The organism is Streptomyces sp. NPDC002896 (assembly GCF_040295225.1).
GTDB lineage: Bacteria > Actinomycetota > Actinomycetes > Streptomycetales > Streptomycetaceae > Streptomyces.
Genome location: NZ_JBEOVA010000006.1, coordinates 62,717 through 80,049, shown reverse-complemented (window position 1 = coordinate 80,049; position 17,333 = coordinate 62,717). Strand labels below are relative to the sequence as shown.

General features: G+C 70.8%; 11 protein-coding genes and 1 pseudogene. 7 read left to right on the top strand and 5 right to left on the bottom strand.

Features of this window, described 5'->3' with window-relative positions; all coding sequences use genetic code 11:
- Positions 1-44: 44 nt before the first annotated feature.
- The 3 genes from ABT009_RS12000 to ABT009_RS11990 are packed head-to-tail and all read left to right on the top strand — an operon-like array spanning position 45 to position 4,038.
- Entirely contained in the window at positions 45-1,388 is a 1,344-nt protein-coding gene (locus ABT009_RS12000) for a hydantoinase/oxoprolinase family protein (RefSeq protein WP_351292313.1), read from the top strand.
- A complete protein-coding gene (locus ABT009_RS11995) occupies positions 1,385-2,491 on the top strand; it encodes a DUF917 domain-containing protein (protein WP_351292311.1) in 1,107 nt (368 codons plus the stop codon). Before ABT009_RS12000 ends, ABT009_RS11995 begins: the two co-directional genes overlap by 4 nt.
- Positions 2,488-4,038, top strand: coding sequence for a PucR family transcriptional regulator (locus tag ABT009_RS11990; protein ID WP_351292309.1), 1,551 nt, complete (start codon positions 2,488-2,490; stop codon positions 4,036-4,038). Before ABT009_RS11995 ends, ABT009_RS11990 begins: the two co-directional genes overlap by 4 nt.
- Here the strand turns inward: ABT009_RS11990 and ABT009_RS11985 are convergent.
- The 3 genes from ABT009_RS11985 to ABT009_RS11975 all read right to left on the bottom strand — a co-directional run bounded on the left by ABT009_RS11985 (position 4,027) and on the right by ABT009_RS11975 (position 8,348).
- The gene (locus tag ABT009_RS11985) at positions 4,027-5,712 is read right to left on the bottom strand and encodes a hydantoinase B/oxoprolinase family protein (RefSeq protein WP_351292307.1); all 1,686 of its coding nucleotides are present in this window, start codon (positions 5,710-5,712) and stop codon (positions 4,027-4,029) included. The two genes, ABT009_RS11990 and ABT009_RS11985, sit on opposite strands and share 12 nt — an antisense overlap.
- The gene (locus ABT009_RS11980; RefSeq protein WP_351292305.1) at positions 5,709-7,757 is read right to left on the bottom strand and encodes a hydantoinase/oxoprolinase family protein; all 2,049 of its coding nucleotides are present in this window, start codon (positions 7,755-7,757) and stop codon (positions 5,709-5,711) included. The genes ABT009_RS11985 and ABT009_RS11980 overlap by 4 nt, the downstream gene beginning before the upstream one ends.
- A 114-nt stretch (positions 7,758-7,871) precedes the next feature.
- Complete coding sequence (locus tag ABT009_RS11975) at positions 7,872-8,348, bottom strand: DUF4440 domain-containing protein (protein ID WP_351292303.1); 477 nt, start codon at positions 8,346-8,348, stop codon at positions 7,872-7,874.
- A 71-nt stretch (positions 8,349-8,419) separates the two neighbouring features.
- Here ABT009_RS11975 and ABT009_RS11970 point away from each other — a divergent pair, with 71 nt between their 5' ends.
- Positions 8,420-8,572: a hypothetical protein gene (locus ABT009_RS11970; RefSeq protein WP_351292301.1), complete on the top strand. Its 153-nt coding sequence runs from the start codon at positions 8,420-8,422 to the stop codon at positions 8,570-8,572.
- Positions 8,573-8,686: 114 nt separating this feature from the next.
- Here ABT009_RS11970 and ABT009_RS11965 read toward each other — a convergent pair whose 3' ends face one another.
- Positions 8,687-9,178: a VOC family protein gene (locus tag ABT009_RS11965; RefSeq protein WP_351292299.1), complete on the bottom strand. Its 492-nt coding sequence runs from the start codon at positions 9,176-9,178 to the stop codon at positions 8,687-8,689.
- Positions 9,179-9,676: 498 nt separating this feature from the next.
- On the opposite strand from ABT009_RS11965, the gene ABT009_RS11960 reads away from it, so the two are divergent.
- The 3 genes from ABT009_RS11960 (at position 9,677) to ABT009_RS11950 (ending at position 16,272) form a co-directional block, all read left to right on the top strand.
- Positions 9,677-10,381: a sigma-70 family RNA polymerase sigma factor gene (locus ABT009_RS11960; protein ID WP_351292954.1), complete on the top strand. Its 705-nt coding sequence runs from the start codon at positions 9,677-9,679 to the stop codon at positions 10,379-10,381.
- Positions 10,382-11,102: 721 nt separating this feature from the next.
- Complete coding sequence (locus tag ABT009_RS11955) at positions 11,103-14,987, top strand: metallophosphoesterase (RefSeq protein WP_351292297.1); 3,885 nt, start codon at positions 11,103-11,105, stop codon at positions 14,985-14,987.
- 103 nt (positions 14,988-15,090) lie between these two features.
- Complete coding sequence (locus ABT009_RS11950) at positions 15,091-16,272, top strand: HupE/UreJ family protein (RefSeq protein WP_351292295.1); 1,182 nt, start codon at positions 15,091-15,093, stop codon at positions 16,270-16,272.
- Positions 16,273-16,645: 373 nt separating this feature from the next.
- Here the strand turns inward: ABT009_RS11950 and ABT009_RS11945 are convergent.
- A pseudogene (locus tag ABT009_RS11945) lies at positions 16,646-17,290 on the bottom strand (glycerophosphodiester phosphodiesterase family protein); the annotation flags it as partial.
- Positions 17,291-17,333: the final 43 nt, after the last annotated feature.

Here is a 17,333-nt window from a genome sequence, read left to right as displayed (position 1 = left end):
GGCCTGCCGCACGGCTCGGCGGACTGCAGTGGAAGGATGTGCGCGTGAGACTCGGTATCGACCTGGGGCGTGCCACCTGCGTGGCGGTGCTCGTCGACGGAAGCGGGCGCGTGGTGGCGGACGCCGTCGTCGACAGCGCTCCGGGGACTGCCGAGTCGTTGCGCCGCGTCCTTGCCGAGCTGGGTCCCTTTCCCGCACCGGTCGGCCTGGCCGCTGTCGTCACCGACCTCGCCCGACGGCCCCACCGGCCGCGTCGGGTGGGCGTCCTGCGCATCGCGCCCGCGAGTCATCCGGCGCTCTCTCCGCTCGCCGACTGGCCCGATCGAGCCCGGGCCGCCGTCGGCACACTCAGCGCCGTGGTCCGCGGCGCCAGTTCGGTGACCGGACGGCCGCTGGCATCCCTGGACCGGGCCGCCGTCGCGGACTTCGCGGACCGGGCCCGCTCGGCGGGCGTCTCTGCCTTCGCCGTGTGCGCGGCCGGCGCGCCCGCTCGTCCCGGGCCCGAACTGGACGCTGCCACAGTCATCGCGGAGACCGTGCCCGGCGCGGCCATCAGCCTCTCCCACGAGATCGGCTCCGCCGGGCTGCGCGAACGAGAGAACGCCACCGTCCTCAACGCCGCCCTGGGCGGCTGGGCCGCGGACCTTGCCGCCGAGGCCGCTCATGCCTTGCGGGCGGCCGGGTCGGCCGCGCCCGTGTTCTTCGCCCGCGACGACGGCGGCCTCGTCTCCGCCGAGTACTTCCGCCGCCACCCGGTGATCGCCACCGCGCCCTCCACGGCCTGCGCCGCCCGCGGCGCAGCCGCCCGCTCCGGCGCCGACAGGGCCGTCGTGGTCGACGCGGGCGCCCAGTCCGTACGCTGCCTCGCCGTCGACCGCGGCGAACCCGAACGCTCGCCGCGGCCACGATGCGGTCCCCTCGGTGTACGGGTGCAACTCGGCTCGCCGGAGATCCGCGAAGTGCGGTCGGGACCCCATGGTGGGCCATCAGCGGCGCCCGCGGACGTGGCCCGGCTCATCACCCAGGAGCTCGATCGTGTTCCCGACGCCGAGCTGGTGTACACCGGCGGTGACGCGGAGAGCATCGGCGCGCCCGCCGACCCCGTCCTGCGCGCCGCGCGGTTGACCGACGCCGCTCGGTTCGCGGCCACCGCCGATTGCAGCATCGAGTTCGAGCAGCTCGTGGCCGCGGCCGGACGCTCCGAGCTCGAGCAACTGCTCGCCGCGGCTCGGGACCACGCGCTCTCGCGCGCCGTGGCAGCGGGCTCGGCCCCCGCCACGGTCCGGATCGAAAGCATGGCCCACGCGCCGGTCGCGTATCTGCCCGCCGGCGTCCACCGCGTGACGGTACGCGCGACGGGGGAGCCGCTGACAGGGGCACGCGCATGAGCGCCGTCCCGCAGCTGCTGACCGCCGTGGAATTGGAGCACCTGGCGGTCGGTGCGCGGGTGCTCGCGGCCGGCACCGAGGAGTCCGCGTACCGTGTCGCCCTCGACTGGGCGGGCGCCGAACTCGCCGCGCACGGTCCAGTGCCCTTGCTGCCGCCCGACCGGCTCGACGGTGTCGGCCTGTGCGTCACCGTCACCCTGGCGGGCGCCTCGGCCGCCCTCGCCGAGCAACTGCCCACCGGGGGCGAAGCCTTGAAGGCCGTACGTGCCGTGGAGCGGGTCGTAGGCCGCCCCGCGGAAGCTGTCGTCGCCATCAACACCGCCGCCGAGAACGCGCTGGTGGCTCTCGCCACCGCCGCCCGGTGCGGCCTTCCCCTGATCGACGGGGACGGCTGCGGACGCGTGCTGCCGCTCCTGGAACAGACCGTCTTCACGTTGGCCGGAGTACCCCCCGCCCCGCTCGCGCTCGGCACCCCCAGCGGAGACGTGATCACCGTCGAGTCGGCGGGCAGCCACGTCGAGGACCTGGTACGTCCCCTGGTCCTGGCCGCCGGTGGCTGGGCGGTCGCCGCGGCCTATCCCATGGACGGCGCCGAGCTGGCCAACTGCCTGGTGCGCTCCACCGTCAGCCGTGCCCTTGCCGCCGGCACGGTGCCGGAACGCGAGCGATTCGCCTCCTGGCCGATTCGGAGGCTTTGCCGGGGCCGTATCGCCGCCGTGGAGCAGTCCACAGCCGCGTACGACGAGAGCTTCGGACACGCGCACCCGTGGGCGGATGCCGTCGCACTGCCCTCCGGGCCCACCAGTGTGCTGATCGACGAGGCCGACGGCCTACGCCGCCGGTTCCGTCTCGAAGCGCACAACGAAGTGCTGCTCGCACTCGCGGACGGTGCCGTCGCGGCCGCAGCGCCGGACCAGATCCTCATCCTGTCCGCCGCCGACCGGCGCGTAGTGGACGTCGAGCGAGCCCTGCCCGGCACGGAAGTCGAGGTGGTCGTCATCGAGGCGGCGCCGGCCTGGCACACCCCCGAGGGCCGCGGCCTCGCACAGGTCGGGGGACTGGCGTCTTTCGATCCGGGGCGGTCACCAGGTGAGGCACGGTGAACGAACCCCCCACCGGCGCAGCCCGCCCCCTGACGCTCGCGGAGCTCCTCCAGCAGGGGCAGCTCGCCGGTGTCACCGTGTACGGACCGGCCGACGGCACGGCCGAAGTCAGGGCTGTGCGCATCGTCGACCGGCTCGACACCCTGGACCGGCTGCAGCCGCACACCGCCGTCGTCCTCACGGCCGGCGCGGCGGCGGCTGCTTGGACCATGGAGATGGCCGTGCGGAAGGCCTGGGAGCACGCGGCGGCGTGTGTGGTCGTCGCGAGGGAGGCCGGGCATCCCGATTCCGTCGCCGTGCTGGCCGAGCGACTGGGTGTCCCGCTGCTTCTGGTCGCGGGCAGTGCCCTCGACGCCGCCGTGCGCATCGCTTCAGCCGTCGCACAGCCCGAGGCGGGTCGCACCGCGCTGCTCGCCACCGCCGCTCGGCACATCGCCGCGGCGGGACCGCATCCGGTCCGTGTCGTCGCGGCGCTGCACGCCGTGCTGCCGTCGACGTCCGTGGCGCTCACCGCCACTTCCGGCGAGGTGCTCGCGGGCCGTGCCACGGCGCTCGACGAGCGCTCAGGGTCCGTGTGCGTGCGTGTGGAGGTGCCCGACCCCGACGGCGGTCGGCTGGCCGTGCTCGTGGCGCGTGCCCGGTCCCGCGCGGTGGGTTGGGATGCGACACTGCGGGAGGTTCTGGGGCTTTGTGTCGCCCCTCTGACGGCATGGGCCGCGCGGGAACGCCTGGCCGCGGAACGCACCGACCGCCGCGCCTCGGGGCTGCTTGCGGAACTGGTCGCACGAGGGCAGGCCACGTACGAGGCCGCCACGCCAGACCCGTCCGAGGTGTACGACCGCCTGCATGCGGAGGCCGTCGCCCTGGGCTGGCCCGTGCGCGGCCCCTTCATGGTGTACGCCGTACGGTCCGTCGCGGAGGATCTGCCCGCTCACGACCAGGGTGCCCTTCTGACCGCCTGGTGGGCGCGTAGCGGCCCGGGCGGGCCGCTCGTGCCGTACGACGGCTGCTGGGTGGCGTGGGAGAGCGTGGACGACACGCCGGACCCGACGGCTCGCGTGGAGAAGAGGCTGCGGACGGTACTCGCCGAGCCCGCTCTGCTGTTGCCCGCCGCCGGGGCTGTCGCCGGACCGGTAGCCGGTCTCGCCGAGCTGGGCCGGGCGTTCACCGACGCGACGGCCGCCGTGCGCGTCGCGCAGCCCGGCAGTGTCGTACGGGCAGACCGGATGGGACCGGCCCAGCTCCTGGCCGCCCTGCCCCGTGAGGCGCTGCGCGGCCCCGCCGAGATGCTGCTCGCGCCGCTGCTGGACGCCGACCGGGACGGCTCCCTGCTGCGGACCCTCGCAACGCTCCTGGACGTCGGCACCCCGTCCGCCACCGCGGCCAGGCTCGCCGTGCACCGCAACACGGTCACCGCTCGCCTGGAGCGCATCCGGGCCCTCGGCTGCGACCCCGACGACCCGGACCTGCGTCTCGCCCTTCACCTTGCCTGCCGCATGCTGCTCGACGAGCCGCGGACCGAACATGACGGTACGTCAAACGACTGACTGCGCCGGGTAGTCCACCCGTGCCCGCTCCGCACTGAGCAGTCCCTCCCGGACGTCCTCCGCGACCGCCTCAGCCGTACGCTCGGCGGCCGGCCCGAACCCGCCGCCCCCGCCGCTCTCGCAGCGCAGCACATCACCCGCACGCACCGGCAGGGCGTTTACCTTCAGCACCGAACGCTCGTCATCCCGTCCGGGGTTGAGCGTCGCCCGGGGCGGCGCGCCCGCCGTGCCCCCGAACAGGCCCCACGCCGGGGTCACCGACCGCTCCCACCACATCGACAGGTTCTGGTCGGCGGTGAACCGGTACTGGCGCACGACGCCGTTGCCGCCTCGGGTGCGACCGGCTCCGGCCGAGTCCGGGCGGACCGCGTACTCCTCCACCCGTACGGGGAAGAGGGTCTCCAGGACCTCCACCGGCATGTCGCGCAGCGCGCCGTTGACGTTGTTGATCAGGCAGGACTCGCCGTCGCCGGTCGCCCAGGCGCCCCAGCCGCCGACCGTCGCCTCCTGGGAGACGAACAACTTGTCATTGCGCGGGTCGATGCCCGTGAACTGCACGATCATCGAGTCTCCGTACGAGGCCGCCGCCGCCTTCTCGGGCATGGCCGGGGCCAGGGCCTTGACCACCAGGTCGATGACGAGGCCTAGGTGTGAGTAGTAGTACTGGCAGGCGGCCGGCTCGATGGCGGCGAGCATCGAGCCCGGCCGGGTCACTACCTCCAGCGGCTTGAAGGAGCCCCCGTTCAGGGGCACTTCGCCGCTCACGAGGAGCTTGTACCCGACCCGACAGGCGGACACGGTCTGCGCGGCACCGCAGTTGACCGGTCCGGTGGCCTGGTCGGCGCAGTCGGTGACGTCCATGGTGACGCGGTCGCCGTCGACTGTGACGCGGACGGTGACGTGCAGAGGCGTACCGAGATCGATACCGTCGTTGTCGAGACGGCCCGTGGCCTCGTACACCCCGTCCGGGATAGCGGCGACCTGCTCGCGCTCCAGGCGTTCGGTCTGCTCGAAGATCGCATCGCGGGCGGCAAGGAGCGTGTCCATGCCCCACCGCTCGACGATCTCCCGGAGACGCCGGGCGCCGGTCAGCGCGCAGGCGACCTGGGCACGCATGTCACCGAGCGTCGGCTGCGGGAAGCGCACCTGCCGTGCGATCAGGTCCTGCGTCAGCACACACGGCTCGCCACCCTCGTAGATCTTCAACGGGCCCATGCGCAGGCCCTCCTGGTAGATCGTCGTGGAGTCCATGGACCCGCCGGGGTCCTTCGACCCCATGTCGAGCCAGTGAGCCCGGGAGGCCGCGAACCCGGCCAGTTCACCGCCGATGTGGATGGGCGCGTAGACCGTGACGTCGTTGAGGTGGGTGCCGCCGACGTAGGAGTCGTTGAGGACCCAGACATCGCCCTCACACCACACCTCCCGGCCGTACATGCGCTCCGTCGCCCGCGTGCACTCCTCCAGATTGCCGAGGAAGATCGGCAGCCCCGATGACTGGCCCAGAACGTTGTGATCGCGATCGAGGACGGCGACCGCGCAGTCCTTGGCCTCATAGATGGTGGGGGTGTACGCCGACCTGATCAGGGCGGTGTTCATGTCTTCGGCGGCCTGGAGCAGGGCGCACCGGATGATCTCGGTGGTGATCGGGTCGATCGCGGGCGGCTGGGCGTTCACGCGGTGCCTCCGAGCTTGATGACGAGAGCGCCGAGCGCGTCGACGGCGGCGGTCGCGTCCGGCGGTACGACGGTGGTGGACGTGGCCTCGACGATGATTGCGGGACCGGTGAACTGGTCGCCCGCCGCGAGGTGTTCTCGGCGCAGCACCGGCGTTTCGTATGAAGTACCGCCGAACACCACGGACTTGGTGCGCCCGGCCCATGGATCCGGACCGGTTTGCGGTGCGTACGGGACTGAGTCCGCCTCCGGGAGGGCGCCGAGCCCGGTCGTGCGCAGCGTCACGAACTCGACCGGCGCTCCGGGCGTCGCGTGTCCGTAGCGGCGCTCGTGCAGCGCGGCGAACCGGGCGGCGGCGCGTGTGAGGAAACCTTCACCGAGCGGCTCGTCGGCGGCGTCCAACGGCACAGTCAGGGTGTAGTCCTGCCCTTCGTAGCGCATGTCGACGGCGTGCTCGACCCGGCGCCGGTCGACGGGCACGCCCTGCTCGCCGAGAGCGGCCAAGGCCTGCGCCTCCAGCTCGCCCAGAGCCTCGGCCATCGCGGCCCCGTCCAGGGCCTCGCCCGGAGTGAAGAACTGGCGAGTGAGGTCGCGGCGCACCTCGGTGCCGAGCATCCCCCAGGCCGAGAACGCGCCCGGGAAACGCGGGACCACCACCTCCTCGAGGCCCAGTTCGCGGGCGATCTCCACGGCGTGCATGGGCCCGGCTCCGCCGAACGCAAGAAGCGTGAACTCCCTTGGCTCCAGACCGTGTTCGACGGTCAAGGTGCGAATGGCCTGGGCCATCTTGGCGTTGGCGACGTCGCAGATACCGTTGGCCAACTCCAGGGCATCGAGTTCGAGTTGTCCGGCCAGTTCTCCGACCGCACGGCGGGCGGCCGCGATGTCGAGCGTCATGTGCCCGCCCGCGAACCACTCCGGGTCCACCCGGCCCAGGACGGCGTTGGCGTCCGTGACTGTGGGGCGGGTGCCGCCGCGCCCGTAGCAGGCGGGGCCTGGAACGGCGCCGGCCGATTCGGGGCCGACGCGCAGGCCGCCCGCTTCGGCGTAGGCGATCGATCCACCACCGGCGCCGATGGTGTGCAGGTTGACCAGGGGCATCAGCACCGGAAAGCCGTCCGCGGAACCCTCGTTGGAGATGTCCGGCCGTCCGTCGAGCACCAGCGACACGTCGAACGACGTACCGCCCATGTCGATGCAGATCGCGTTCGGGCGGCCGAGGAGCGCGGCTGCGGCGACCCCGCCCATGGTGCCGCCGACCGGCCCCGACAGCAGGGTCTGCAACGGATTGCGGCGTGCGAAGTCGGCGTTGACCACCCCTCCTGACGACTGCATGACCTGCACGGGCACGCCGAGCCCTCGACCGGCGAACCGCTCCTCGATCTGACCGAGATAACGCCGTACGACCGGCCCCGTGTACGCGTCCAGGACGGCGGACGAGGTGCGCTCGTACTCGCGCCATTCACCGGCCACCTGGTGCGAGAGAACGATCATGACGTCGTCGTCCGCGAGTTCCTGCGCGAGGATCTCGCCGGCCCGCAGTTCGTGTGCGGGGTTGACGTAACTGAAGAGGAAGGAGACGGCGACCGCGGTGTACCCCTCCTCGCGCACGCGCCGGGCCGCCGCGCGCACGGCATCCTCATCCAGTGGCCGGAGCTCGTCGCCGCGCCAGTCGAGCCGGCCGCCCGCTTCGGCCGTGGCCTGCCGCTCCACCAGGGGCACCGGCTTGCGGTAGTGCAGGTCGAACATGCGGTCACGGTTGCCGCGCGCGATGTGGTAGACGTCGCGCATGCCCTCGGACATGAGGAGCAGGACGCGGGCACCCTTGCGTTCCAGCAGGGCGTTCAGGCCCTGGGTCGTGCCGTGCACGAAGAACGAGATCGCCGCCGGATCGTCCACGGCCCGCCCCAGTGCGGCGAACACACCCTCAGCCAGATCGCCCGGAGTCGTCGGCGCCTTCGCCGCCAAGTAGGTGCCGCGCACTTCGTCATACGCGACGACATCGGTGAACGTGCCACCGATATCCATGGCCACCCTGTACGTCATACCGCCTCCCAGCTGTCTCGGGGAACGGACGGACGTTAACCAGGCACGCCCGGGCAGCCGGTGTGCGCTGCGCACGGGCGGGATAGGCCACTCGTGCACTTCGCACACTCAGGCTCAGGCTCCGGGCTCCGGAACCCCGCCCGGCTGCCGTACGTCCTCGTGGAGGTGCACGATGCGCCAGTCACCGTCGGCGCCCCTGCGAAGCACCACGCTGTTGCGCACCAGCTCGGGCCGGAGCACACCGCCATCCGGCGCGGCCGCGAAGTCGACGCGCAGCCAGTAACGCAGCAACGCCATGTCGCCGAAGACGTCGACCACCGGTTCGTAGGCGTCGAGGCCGGTCTCCACCGGACCACCCCCGGCCGCCGGCCGCGCGTCGCGCAGGCGGTCCAGGTCCCCCTTGCCGAGCAGCAGCCCATCGGCCGCCGAATCCCAGATCGTCGCCTCAGGATCGAGCCGCGCGTCGATCGCCACGCGGTCCCCGGCAGCGTACGCCTCGTACATGCCGGTGATCACCGCCCAGACGGCCTCTGCATCAGACGGGGAGGCCCCAGGGCGCGCAGCAGAGTTGTACGGGGCGGATGAAGACATGGGGAAGGTCTCCCGAGTGCAGGGTTCTTGAAGAGCGGACGTCACCTTAGCCGGGGCTCCGCGGAGCACCGATGCCGACCGTCAGGGCTCCGGACCCAGGCGCGCCCACAGCTTCCGAGTCATGGCCTGACAAGCACCAGGGGCCGAAGGTCGTCGGCGTGAGCTTCGAGCGGGAGATCACGCTACGAGTGGTGACCGTGATCACGGCGGCCGTGGTGGGCTGACGTTCCTGTGCGGGATCGGCAACGTGCGGGCTCTGGCGCTCAAGGCGTGGGGAGAGCCTAGGCAGAGGCGAAGGTTCCGAGTGTCGGTGGACCGGGCCGGCAGTGTCTTCCCGCTTACGCCTGCCGCGGGTTGGGCTTGAGTACTGCGAAGACCGCACCGGCGGTGTCCGCCAGCCACGCGATCTTGCCGACGTCAGGTACGTCCGCCGCCGGCATCAGGACCGAGCCGCCGTTGTCCTCCGTCTTCCTGACGGTCTCGTCGGCGTCCGCGACCGCGAAGTACGGCACCCAGCTCGCCCCGTGGCCGCCCTCCTGGAGCGCGGCCACCCCGCCGAAGGATGTGTCCTGCTGGTCGCCGTGCTCGAGGCTGAGCACCCGGTACGTCATTCCGGGGGCCTGCATCTCCTGCGAGCGCCAGCCGAAGAGGGTGCGGTAGAAGCCGATCCCGGCCACCGGGTCGGGTACGTGGAGTTCCACCCACACCAGGGTGTTGTCCTCGGATGTCTTCTCCAGCCCGCTCTGCGCTGTGCCTGGCTGCAACACCGCGAACCGGGCTCCCTGCTGGTCGGTGAACTGGGCCATCCACCCCTCGCCCATGACCTGCATGGGCGCCACCCGCACCGTGCCGCCGCCGTCATGCCACCCGGCCTCATGTATTGATCGTCGACGAGCCCACCACCGGCTTGGACGACCGAACCGCCCGACACGTACTCCGCATCCTCGCGGACTTGCCCGACACCACCGTCGTCCTCGCGCTGCACGAGGTACCGGCATGTCTCGCGCTACTAGGACACGGGTCCGAACTGTCGCTTGACCAGGGGGAACTGTGAATCCCTCGGCGTTGACGTCCGACCGCGAAGCCACGGAGCCGAACTGCCGCCGACGCATCTGACATCGAAAGCTGAGGGCCGGCTGTCGCCGCACCCTGAAGGAGGCATCATGACCACTACCGAAACCAGCGCCGGGGCCGCCCCGGACTCGCTGCTCGCGCCTGCGCCGAGCGGCACGACGCGAGCACGCCTCGGTGGCGATGGCCCGCTGCCCGCCGGCGACGGAATCGTCAGGCCCCGCGCCCACCCACGCACCCCCCAAACGGACCTCGCGCTGCCACCCGAGGACTACGACGGCCCCGGCAGCGCCCCGCGGTACACGCGCAGCAGTGACACGGACGCTGCCGACGGCGGGCGGCAGGACGGGAGGGAGTCCGAGGCTGCTCTCCAGGCTCGTTTCGAACCGGCCCTGGCATTCCTCGACCGCCTCTACTGGGCCGCCCTGCGCATGACCGGCCGTCCCGCCGACGCCGAGGACCTGGTCCAGGACACGTACGCCAAGGCCTACGCCTCGTTCCATCAGTTCCGCGACGGCACCAATCTCAGGGCATGGCTCTACCGCATCCTCACCACCACCTTCCTCAACTCCCGCCGCACACAAAGCAGCCGGCCGCAGCAGGACGGCACGGCGGAGATCGAGGACTGGCAACTGGCCCGCGCCGAGTCGCACACGTCGACCGGCCTGCGCTCCGCCGAGACCGAGGCGCTCGACCACCTGCCCGACGCAGACGTCAAAGCGGCCCTGCACACCATTCCCCAGGACTTTCAGATCGCCGTCTACCTCGCCTACGTCGAGGGCTTCACCGTCCGGGAGATCGCAGACATCATGCAGACCCCCGTCGGCACGGTGCTGTCCCGACTGCATCGGGGGCGTCGCCAGTTGCGCGCGCTGCTGGCGGGCTACGCCCGTGAACACCGGCTCGTCCCGGCGGGCCAGGCTTCGGGCCGGGGAACCGGGAAGCGGTGTGACCACGCATGACGCTGCCCCTAACAGCCGGGCGTGAACTCGTCGATGAACGCCTGCGGGCACGGAGCCGGACCGCGGCGGTAGCTCGGCAGGCTTCGGTCTCCGGGCGATCCACTGGGCGATGGCTTCGGGCGCGGCGGCTCCGTACCCGATCAGAGTCCGGTACCAGGTGATCTTCTGGTCGCAGTCCCGGATGACGGCGGGGGCATCGGTGTGCTGGTCGGGGAAGCTGCATCCGTAGTAGGCCGTCTCGTGGAGCCAGTGAGTGCCCATCTGGCGTCGCTCAGGCCGCAGATGACAACGCCCTGGAGTTGCTGGGTGTGGCGGCGGGCTCGGTGTTTCTTGAGCCCCGGCGATGCCGCGCGCCGCGATCAGTTCCTGGGCGCGCCGGAAGTCCGCGATGTCGATGAGCGGCGGGTGGACGCAATGGACAGCCCCTTCGGTTGCCTCCGCGCGGCCGATGTGCAGCGGCTCAGCCGCAACTGTCGCCGCGTCACTTCTTGACGACGCTTTGGTGTTGTTTCCTTTGCCTTCGACGCCCGATCCCGTCCTGTTCATCTGTGCCGCCCAGGCTAGTTGCCATGGGCATGCAACGGACCGCCGTGGTGTGCCCTTCATCTTTGGGCGACAGGAAGGACTGCGGCTGATGCAACCGACAGCGCGACGAAGACGGATCGGTGGCATACGGGGCGGGTATCCCCTCGCCGCCGCGGCCATGGCCGCGGTGCTGCTCATGAGCGGGAACGCTGCGGCGGCACCCGCCGACCCCGACCCGGCGAAGCAGCCGGGTCAGAGCGAGCCGGGCGACACCACGAGCCTGCCGACGCTCACTCCGGACGACGGTGCGTACCTGGAGGGCACGGCGAAGTTCGCGGCCACTCCGACCGCGGCCGACGACGACGTGAACAGCCTGGCGATCGACGGGGACGAGCTCGACGCCGAGCAGACGGTGGGGGTGTCCCGGCTGAGCTTCGACGTCGGGTCGAACTCGACGGAGGCGCGATACCACAACTCCGTGCTGGTCAACGGCGCGTACCGGGTGGAGATCGGCGACCTCGTCAACGAGCGGGCGACGATCGAGATCCCGAACGAGCACCTCGTGAAGGGCGAGAACAAGGTCGAGATCTTCGCGGGCACGGTCGACAGCGCGTGCGGCATCAACTACGACGACTTCGTCCTGTCGGACGTGGGCCTCGAACTGCTCGGCGAGATCGCGGACGGCGAGGAGAACGAGTACACGTACTCCTTCGGCGACGGCAGCTGCGGCTCGAACACCTCGCTGCTCAAGAACGCGGCGCTCAGCTTCTTCGTCCTGGGCGACCCGCAGGGCACTACGGGCCTCACGGCGGACGTGGACACGGCGAAGCTGGCCAACGGTGAGCACAGCATCACGGCCACGACCGCCTCGGGCGCAACCGTCAAGCACACCGTGACCGTGAACAACGCCCCGGCGGGAGCACCGCGCCTGCTGCCCAAGGACGGCACGCTCGCGAGGGGCACCCAGCCGGTCTTCGCAACGACCCCGGCGGGCGGTGATGGCGGCGTCAAGTCCCTGACCGTCGACGGCACCGAGCCTCCCACCAAGGCCACGCTCGGCAACGGCGTGGCGACGTTCTCCTTCGACGTCGGCGCGAACTCGATCGACGACAAGTTCGACAACTACCTGCTGGTCAACGGCAAGCGCGTCGACCTGGGCGGCAGTTGGGTGAGCCAGCGGGTGGACATCGCGATCCCGGCCCGGTTCCTGGTGCCCGGCGACAACACGATCAAGGTCGTCACCGGCGACTACAAGGAGTCCTGCGGGAACAACCGCGACGACTTCGCGATCGCCGACCTCGCGCTGGCCCTCGACGGCGCCACCGTGACGGGGCAGGACATCGAGGCGTCGTACACCATGGGCGACGGCGCCTGCGGCAGCAGCGGCGACGCCCTGCGCGAGGCCACGCTGCACTACACGATCGACGCCCCGGCGGTGCACGTCTCCGAGACGCTCGGTTCGGGTGACGCGACCCTCGGCTTCACCGTGGGCAGCAACTCGATCGAGGCGCGCTACGGCAACTACGTGCTCGTCAACGGCCAGAAGCTGGTGCTCGAGAGGGACTTCGTGAGTCGGCACGTGGAGCTGACGTTCCCGAACGAGTGGCTCGTCCCCGGCTGGAACACGGTCGACTTCGTGACCGGAACCTCCCCGACATCGTGCGGCGACAACCGCGACGACTTCGCGATCTCGGCCCTCACGGTCACCCCGGCGAAGGGCACGGCCACCGGCCAGATGCTGAAGAGCTCGTACAGCATGGGCGACGGCAACTGCGGCGACAACGTGAACCCGCTGACCGAGATCGACCTCGAGTTCCTGGTGGACGGTCCGGCCCGTGGTCTGCGCGCCGACCTCGACACTACCAAGATCGAGGACGGCAAGCACACCTTCGCCGCGACCTCCGACACGGGCGAGACCGCGACCCGCGTCCTGGTCAGCGACAACTCGGCGCCGAAGGTCGCCCAGAGCACCCCGGCCGCCGGTCAGAAGATCACCGCGTCGGTCGTCCTCGACGTCCGGGTGGAGGACGCCTCCGGCGTCGTGACCGGACCGGACGTCAAGCTCGACGGCAAGCCGATCGACCTGGGCTCCGCGGTGGGCCCCGGCCTGTCGGCGGGTGAGCACACCCTGTCCGTGACCGCCACCGACGGCCTCGGCAACAACGGGACCCGCGAGCTCGTCTTCTCCTCCGCGGGCATCCCGGACGTCCCCGCGGACCTCGCCCCGGCTTCGGGCACGACCGACGCGGACGGCGATGTGACGCTCTCGGCGAAGGTGGCCGAGCCCGACGGCGGCACGGTGGACACGACGTTCTCCCAGGCCGAGATCCTCACCCCGAACCAGGTGTACGAGGGCACGGCCGCGTCCGTCCCGACCACCCTGCGGGTCAAGGGCGAGAAGAGCGTGTCGGCCAAGGGACTCGAGCCCGCCGATGGCAAGACGCTCGACGCCCCGGCCGGCCAGGACGTGACGTACCAGCGGTTCGACGTGATGGTCGAGGGGCACGTGGACTCCCCGGTGCTGCGCTGGGAGGGCGTCATCGACCCCGAGCGGCTGGCGGCGCTGCGGGTGTGGAACACACGGACCGAGGCGTGGGACGTCCTGACGAGCGCCCGCGGCGCCGCCGAGGGCGACACCGTCCTGACCGCCGTGGTCGACCGGACGTACATCGACCACCAGCAGGTCCACGTCATGGTGACGGGTGAGGACCCGTTCGCCGACGATATCGACCCCGGCGACCCCAACGGCTTCGCAGACCCCGGCTCGTACGACTTCTCGCTCGTCCATTTCACCGACACGCAGTACCTCTCCGAGGGTGCGGTGGAGCAGGAGACTGCCGAGGAGCGCGCGGTCTGGGAGTCCGCCTACGGCGGCATCGTCGACTGGATCAAGAAGAACAGGAACGACCGCAAGATCGCGTATGTCGCCCACACCGGCGACATCATCGAGAACAACATCCGCAAGCCCGCCGACGAGGCCGCCCGGCAGCAGGTCGTCGGCGAGTTCGAGGTGTCCTCGAGGCAGCAGGGCGTCCTGGACGACGCCGGCGTCCCGAACGGTGTCATCGCGGGCAACCACGACAACCAGTCGGGCACCGAGAACGGTCCGGGCGCGCTCTACAACCAGTACTACGGACCCGACCGCTACGCGGCGCTGTCCAAGGGCTGGGAGCACGCCGAGTACGGCGGCCCGTGGCGCGAGGGCGACAACCAGAACCACTACGACCTGTTCTCCGCGGGCGGGCTCGACTTCGTCGTGGTCGGTCTGTCGTACGGGGTGACGCGCGAGGAGGCCGAGTGGGCCGACTCGATCTTCAAGCGGTACCCCGACCGCAACGGCATCCTGCTCTCGCACGACTACCTCGCGCCGAGCAGCAACCCTGACGGGCGCGGCGCCAAGTTCGCCGCGCCCGACGGCTCGATGCTCTACAAGAAGGTGGTCGAGAACAACCCGAACGTCTTCCTCATCCTCGCCGGCCACGAGCACGGCGTGGGCACCAACGTGAAGACCAAGGTGGGCCAGGTCGGCCACGACGTCGTCGAGCTGCTGGCGGACTACCAGTTCTACACGGTGTCGGCCGACCGGCTCGGGCTCACCGAGATCGGCGGGTACCAGCCCACCGATCAGCTGCAGTTCGGCGCGAGCTTCTTCCGGATGCTCCAGTTCGACGTCGACCGCTCCGAGCTGATCGTGGACACCTACTCCCCGCTGCTCGACGAGTTCGGCGCCACCGAGTACGACACCAACCACCGCTACAACGGACTCGAGGACAACATGGTCCTGCCGGTCGACCTCAGCACCCGTACGACGACCTTCAAGACCGACTCGCTGGCGCTCTACAACCCCGTAAGCGTCATCGGGACGAGCCAGGTCGACTCCGGTGAGGTCGCCTCGGCGACCTGGAAGGACCTCAAGCCCGGCACGGCGTACGCGTGGCTCGTCACGGCGCGCTCCACCGGCGGCGGCGTGACCGCATCCGAGCCGAGCGTCTTCGTCACGAAGGACGCCGACGGCCGTCCCGGCACCTGGGGACCGGACTCCGAGGAGTACCGGTGGTTCGCGCCGTCGAACCGGCAGTGACCGGATGACGCGATAGCCCCGATCGCCGCCGCCCCGGACCGAGCAGGCCCGGGGCGGCGGCCGCCGTCCTCCACTCCCCGATTCGGAATCCCGAGACCTTCCCATGCGTTCTGTCCCGCTGCTGTCCCGGCGTCTGCCGAGCCGACGTCTGCCCGCCGCCGTTCTCGCGGCCGCGGCGATTCTCTGTGGCCTGCTCACAGCCGGCCTCGTCCATCCCGCCCCTGCCGCCGCGCACGATGCGAACACCACCGCCTACGCCGAGGTCACCGACACCGACACCGGCACCGGCACCGACGCCGAGGTCGTGCTCGACCTCGAGTACGACCTGCTCATGAAGTCGGCCTGGCTCTACGCGGAGGCGTACGACGCGAAGGGCCGGTCCGAGCAGATTCGCCAGCTGCGGATCAACGCCGACGCCGTGACCGAGTACGTCACCGAGCGCCTCGCCATCGCCTACGACGACAAGCCGTGCACGCCATCCATGGCGGGCGACGCGGACGTACACACCCGCGGCGAGCGGTCCTTCGCGGTGCTGAAGCTCACCTACGCGTGCCCCGGCGGCGCCGGGGACACCCATGAGATCTCCAGCGCGCTGTTCCCCGACGCCGAGACCTTCGTCCACAGCACGGAGACGATCGTCGACTACGACCTCGACGGGCAGAGGGGCTCCGCGGTCCTGACCACCGCAGCACCGACGCTGAAGACCGCCGAACACCAGGAGTCCCGCCAAGTCGGGGAGTTCTTCCTGCTCGGTGCCGAGCACCTGCTGTTCGGCTTGGACCACATCCTCTTCCTGCTGTCCCTGCTCATGGGGGCCCGGGGCCTGCGCGACGTCGTCCTTACGGCGACCGCCTTCACCGCCGCCCACAGCGTCACGTTCCTGCTGGCGGCCATGGGGGTCGTGGACGTACCGGGAGAGATCGTCGAGCCGGTCATCGCGGCGTCGATCGTCGTCGTGGCCCTCGCCAACCTCCGGTACCGCGACCGCGAGCGGACCGCCCGGTGGCGGCTGCCGGTCGTCTTCGTGTTCGGTCTCATCCACGGCCTGGGCTTCGCCGGCGCGCTGGGCATCGACGAGAGCTGGTCCTGGGAGCTGCTGCTGTCGCTCCTGAGCTTCAACGCCGGCATCGAGGCGGTGCAACTGGGCCTCATCGCCCTGCTGTTCCCGCCGCTGGTCCTGCTCCGCCGGAGCCCCGCGCACCGCTGGGCCCTGCCCGCGATGACGGCTCCTGTCGTGGCCGTCAGCCTGTACTGGTTCTGCGCCCGCATCCCCCTGCCGGTGTGACAGCGAGAGCATACGAGCCCTCCCTTGCCTGGCCGCACGGGCGAAGTTCAGCGAGATGGCCTCGGTCCGAGGTGCTCCCTGGCGTCGGCCGGTGAGGGATGCGCTACCTGTCGGCGATCTGGTCGGCCCGCTCGGGGATGGCGGTACGGGATACCGCGGCGTCGTGGATCCAGCCGGGTCCCGCGGAACGTTCCGGCAGGTGCCGCGGGGGCGCACCGGTCCGCAGCCGCCGCAGCAATCCGTCGATCGCCGGTCGGTGATCCCGCCCCCGTCATCCCTGCCCACTCGCCATCCGGCCTGGCAGCGGCGACATCCGCTGCCAGGCCGCATCCAGTCCCTACCCGGGCAACCGTGCCTGGCGCCTGGGGAAAAGTCAGCGCGGCTGGTAGGCCTTGGGCAGGCGCATACCGCGGTCGGCCATGATCTGCCGGACACGGTTGGGGTAGTTGGTGATGATGCCGTCGATGCCCATGTCCATCAGAGCCTCCACCGTGGCCGGGTCGTCGCAGGTCCACGGGATGACTCTCAACCCCCGGGCGTGCGCCTCGGAGATCATCGCCTGGTCGGGGTAGAAGCGGAAGCCCGGGTCACCGATCTTGCCGCTTTGCGGGAAGCCGTAGTTGGGGGAGAGGGCCTTGACGCCGGGGATGGTGGCGGCCGCCTTCACGAAGTCGCCGTCGTAGTCGTCGGCGTCGATCCCACCGAGCCATGGTGAGGCGCCGGGCTTGCCGACCTGGAGGAAGTCGTAGTTGGTGAGTGCCACCAGCGGCCACCTGGGAGCGAGTTCGTGCATGGCCTTCAGTGCGCCCCAGTCGAAGGACTGGATGGCGACCTGGTCTTCGATGCCCGAGGTGTGGATCTCCTCGTACACCCGGCGGACGAACAGCTGACGCGGCGCCGTCTGTTCCGGCGCGCCCGCCTCGACCTTCGTTTCGATGTTCAGGGTGACCTGCTTGGCCTCGTACCTCTTGACCAGGTCCAGGACGTCCTTGAGTTCGACCATCCGGAACCCCTTGATCACCGTTAGTCGCTCTACTGTTCTCACGCCACTGGCGCGAGGC

What these genes read in the sequence shown, in the direction of transcription:
- ABT009_RS11995 (WP_351292311.1), top strand. Translation starts at nt 1,385, where the DNA reads ATGAGCGCCGTCCCGCAGCTGCTGACCGCCGTGGAATTGGAGCACCTG.
- ABT009_RS11980 (WP_351292305.1), bottom strand. Translation starts at nt 7,757, where the DNA reads ATGACGTACAGGGTGGCCATGGATATCGGTGGCACGTTCACCGATGTC.
- ABT009_RS11975 (WP_351292303.1), bottom strand. Translation starts at nt 8,348, where the DNA reads ATGTCTTCATCCGCCCCGTACAACTCTGCTGCGCGCCCTGGGGCCTCC.
- ABT009_RS11970 (WP_351292301.1), top strand. Translation starts at nt 8,420, where the DNA reads ATGCCGACCGTCAGGGCTCCGGACCCAGGCGCGCCCACAGCTTCCGAG.
- ABT009_RS11965 (WP_351292299.1), bottom strand. Translation starts at nt 9,178, where the DNA reads ATGCAGGTCATGGGCGAGGGGTGGATGGCCCAGTTCACCGACCAGCAG.
- ABT009_RS11955 (WP_351292297.1), top strand. Translation starts at nt 11,103, where the DNA reads ATGAGCGGGAACGCTGCGGCGGCACCCGCCGACCCCGACCCGGCGAAG.
- ABT009_RS11950 (WP_351292295.1), top strand. Translation starts at nt 15,091, where the DNA reads ATGCGTTCTGTCCCGCTGCTGTCCCGGCGTCTGCCGAGCCGACGTCTG.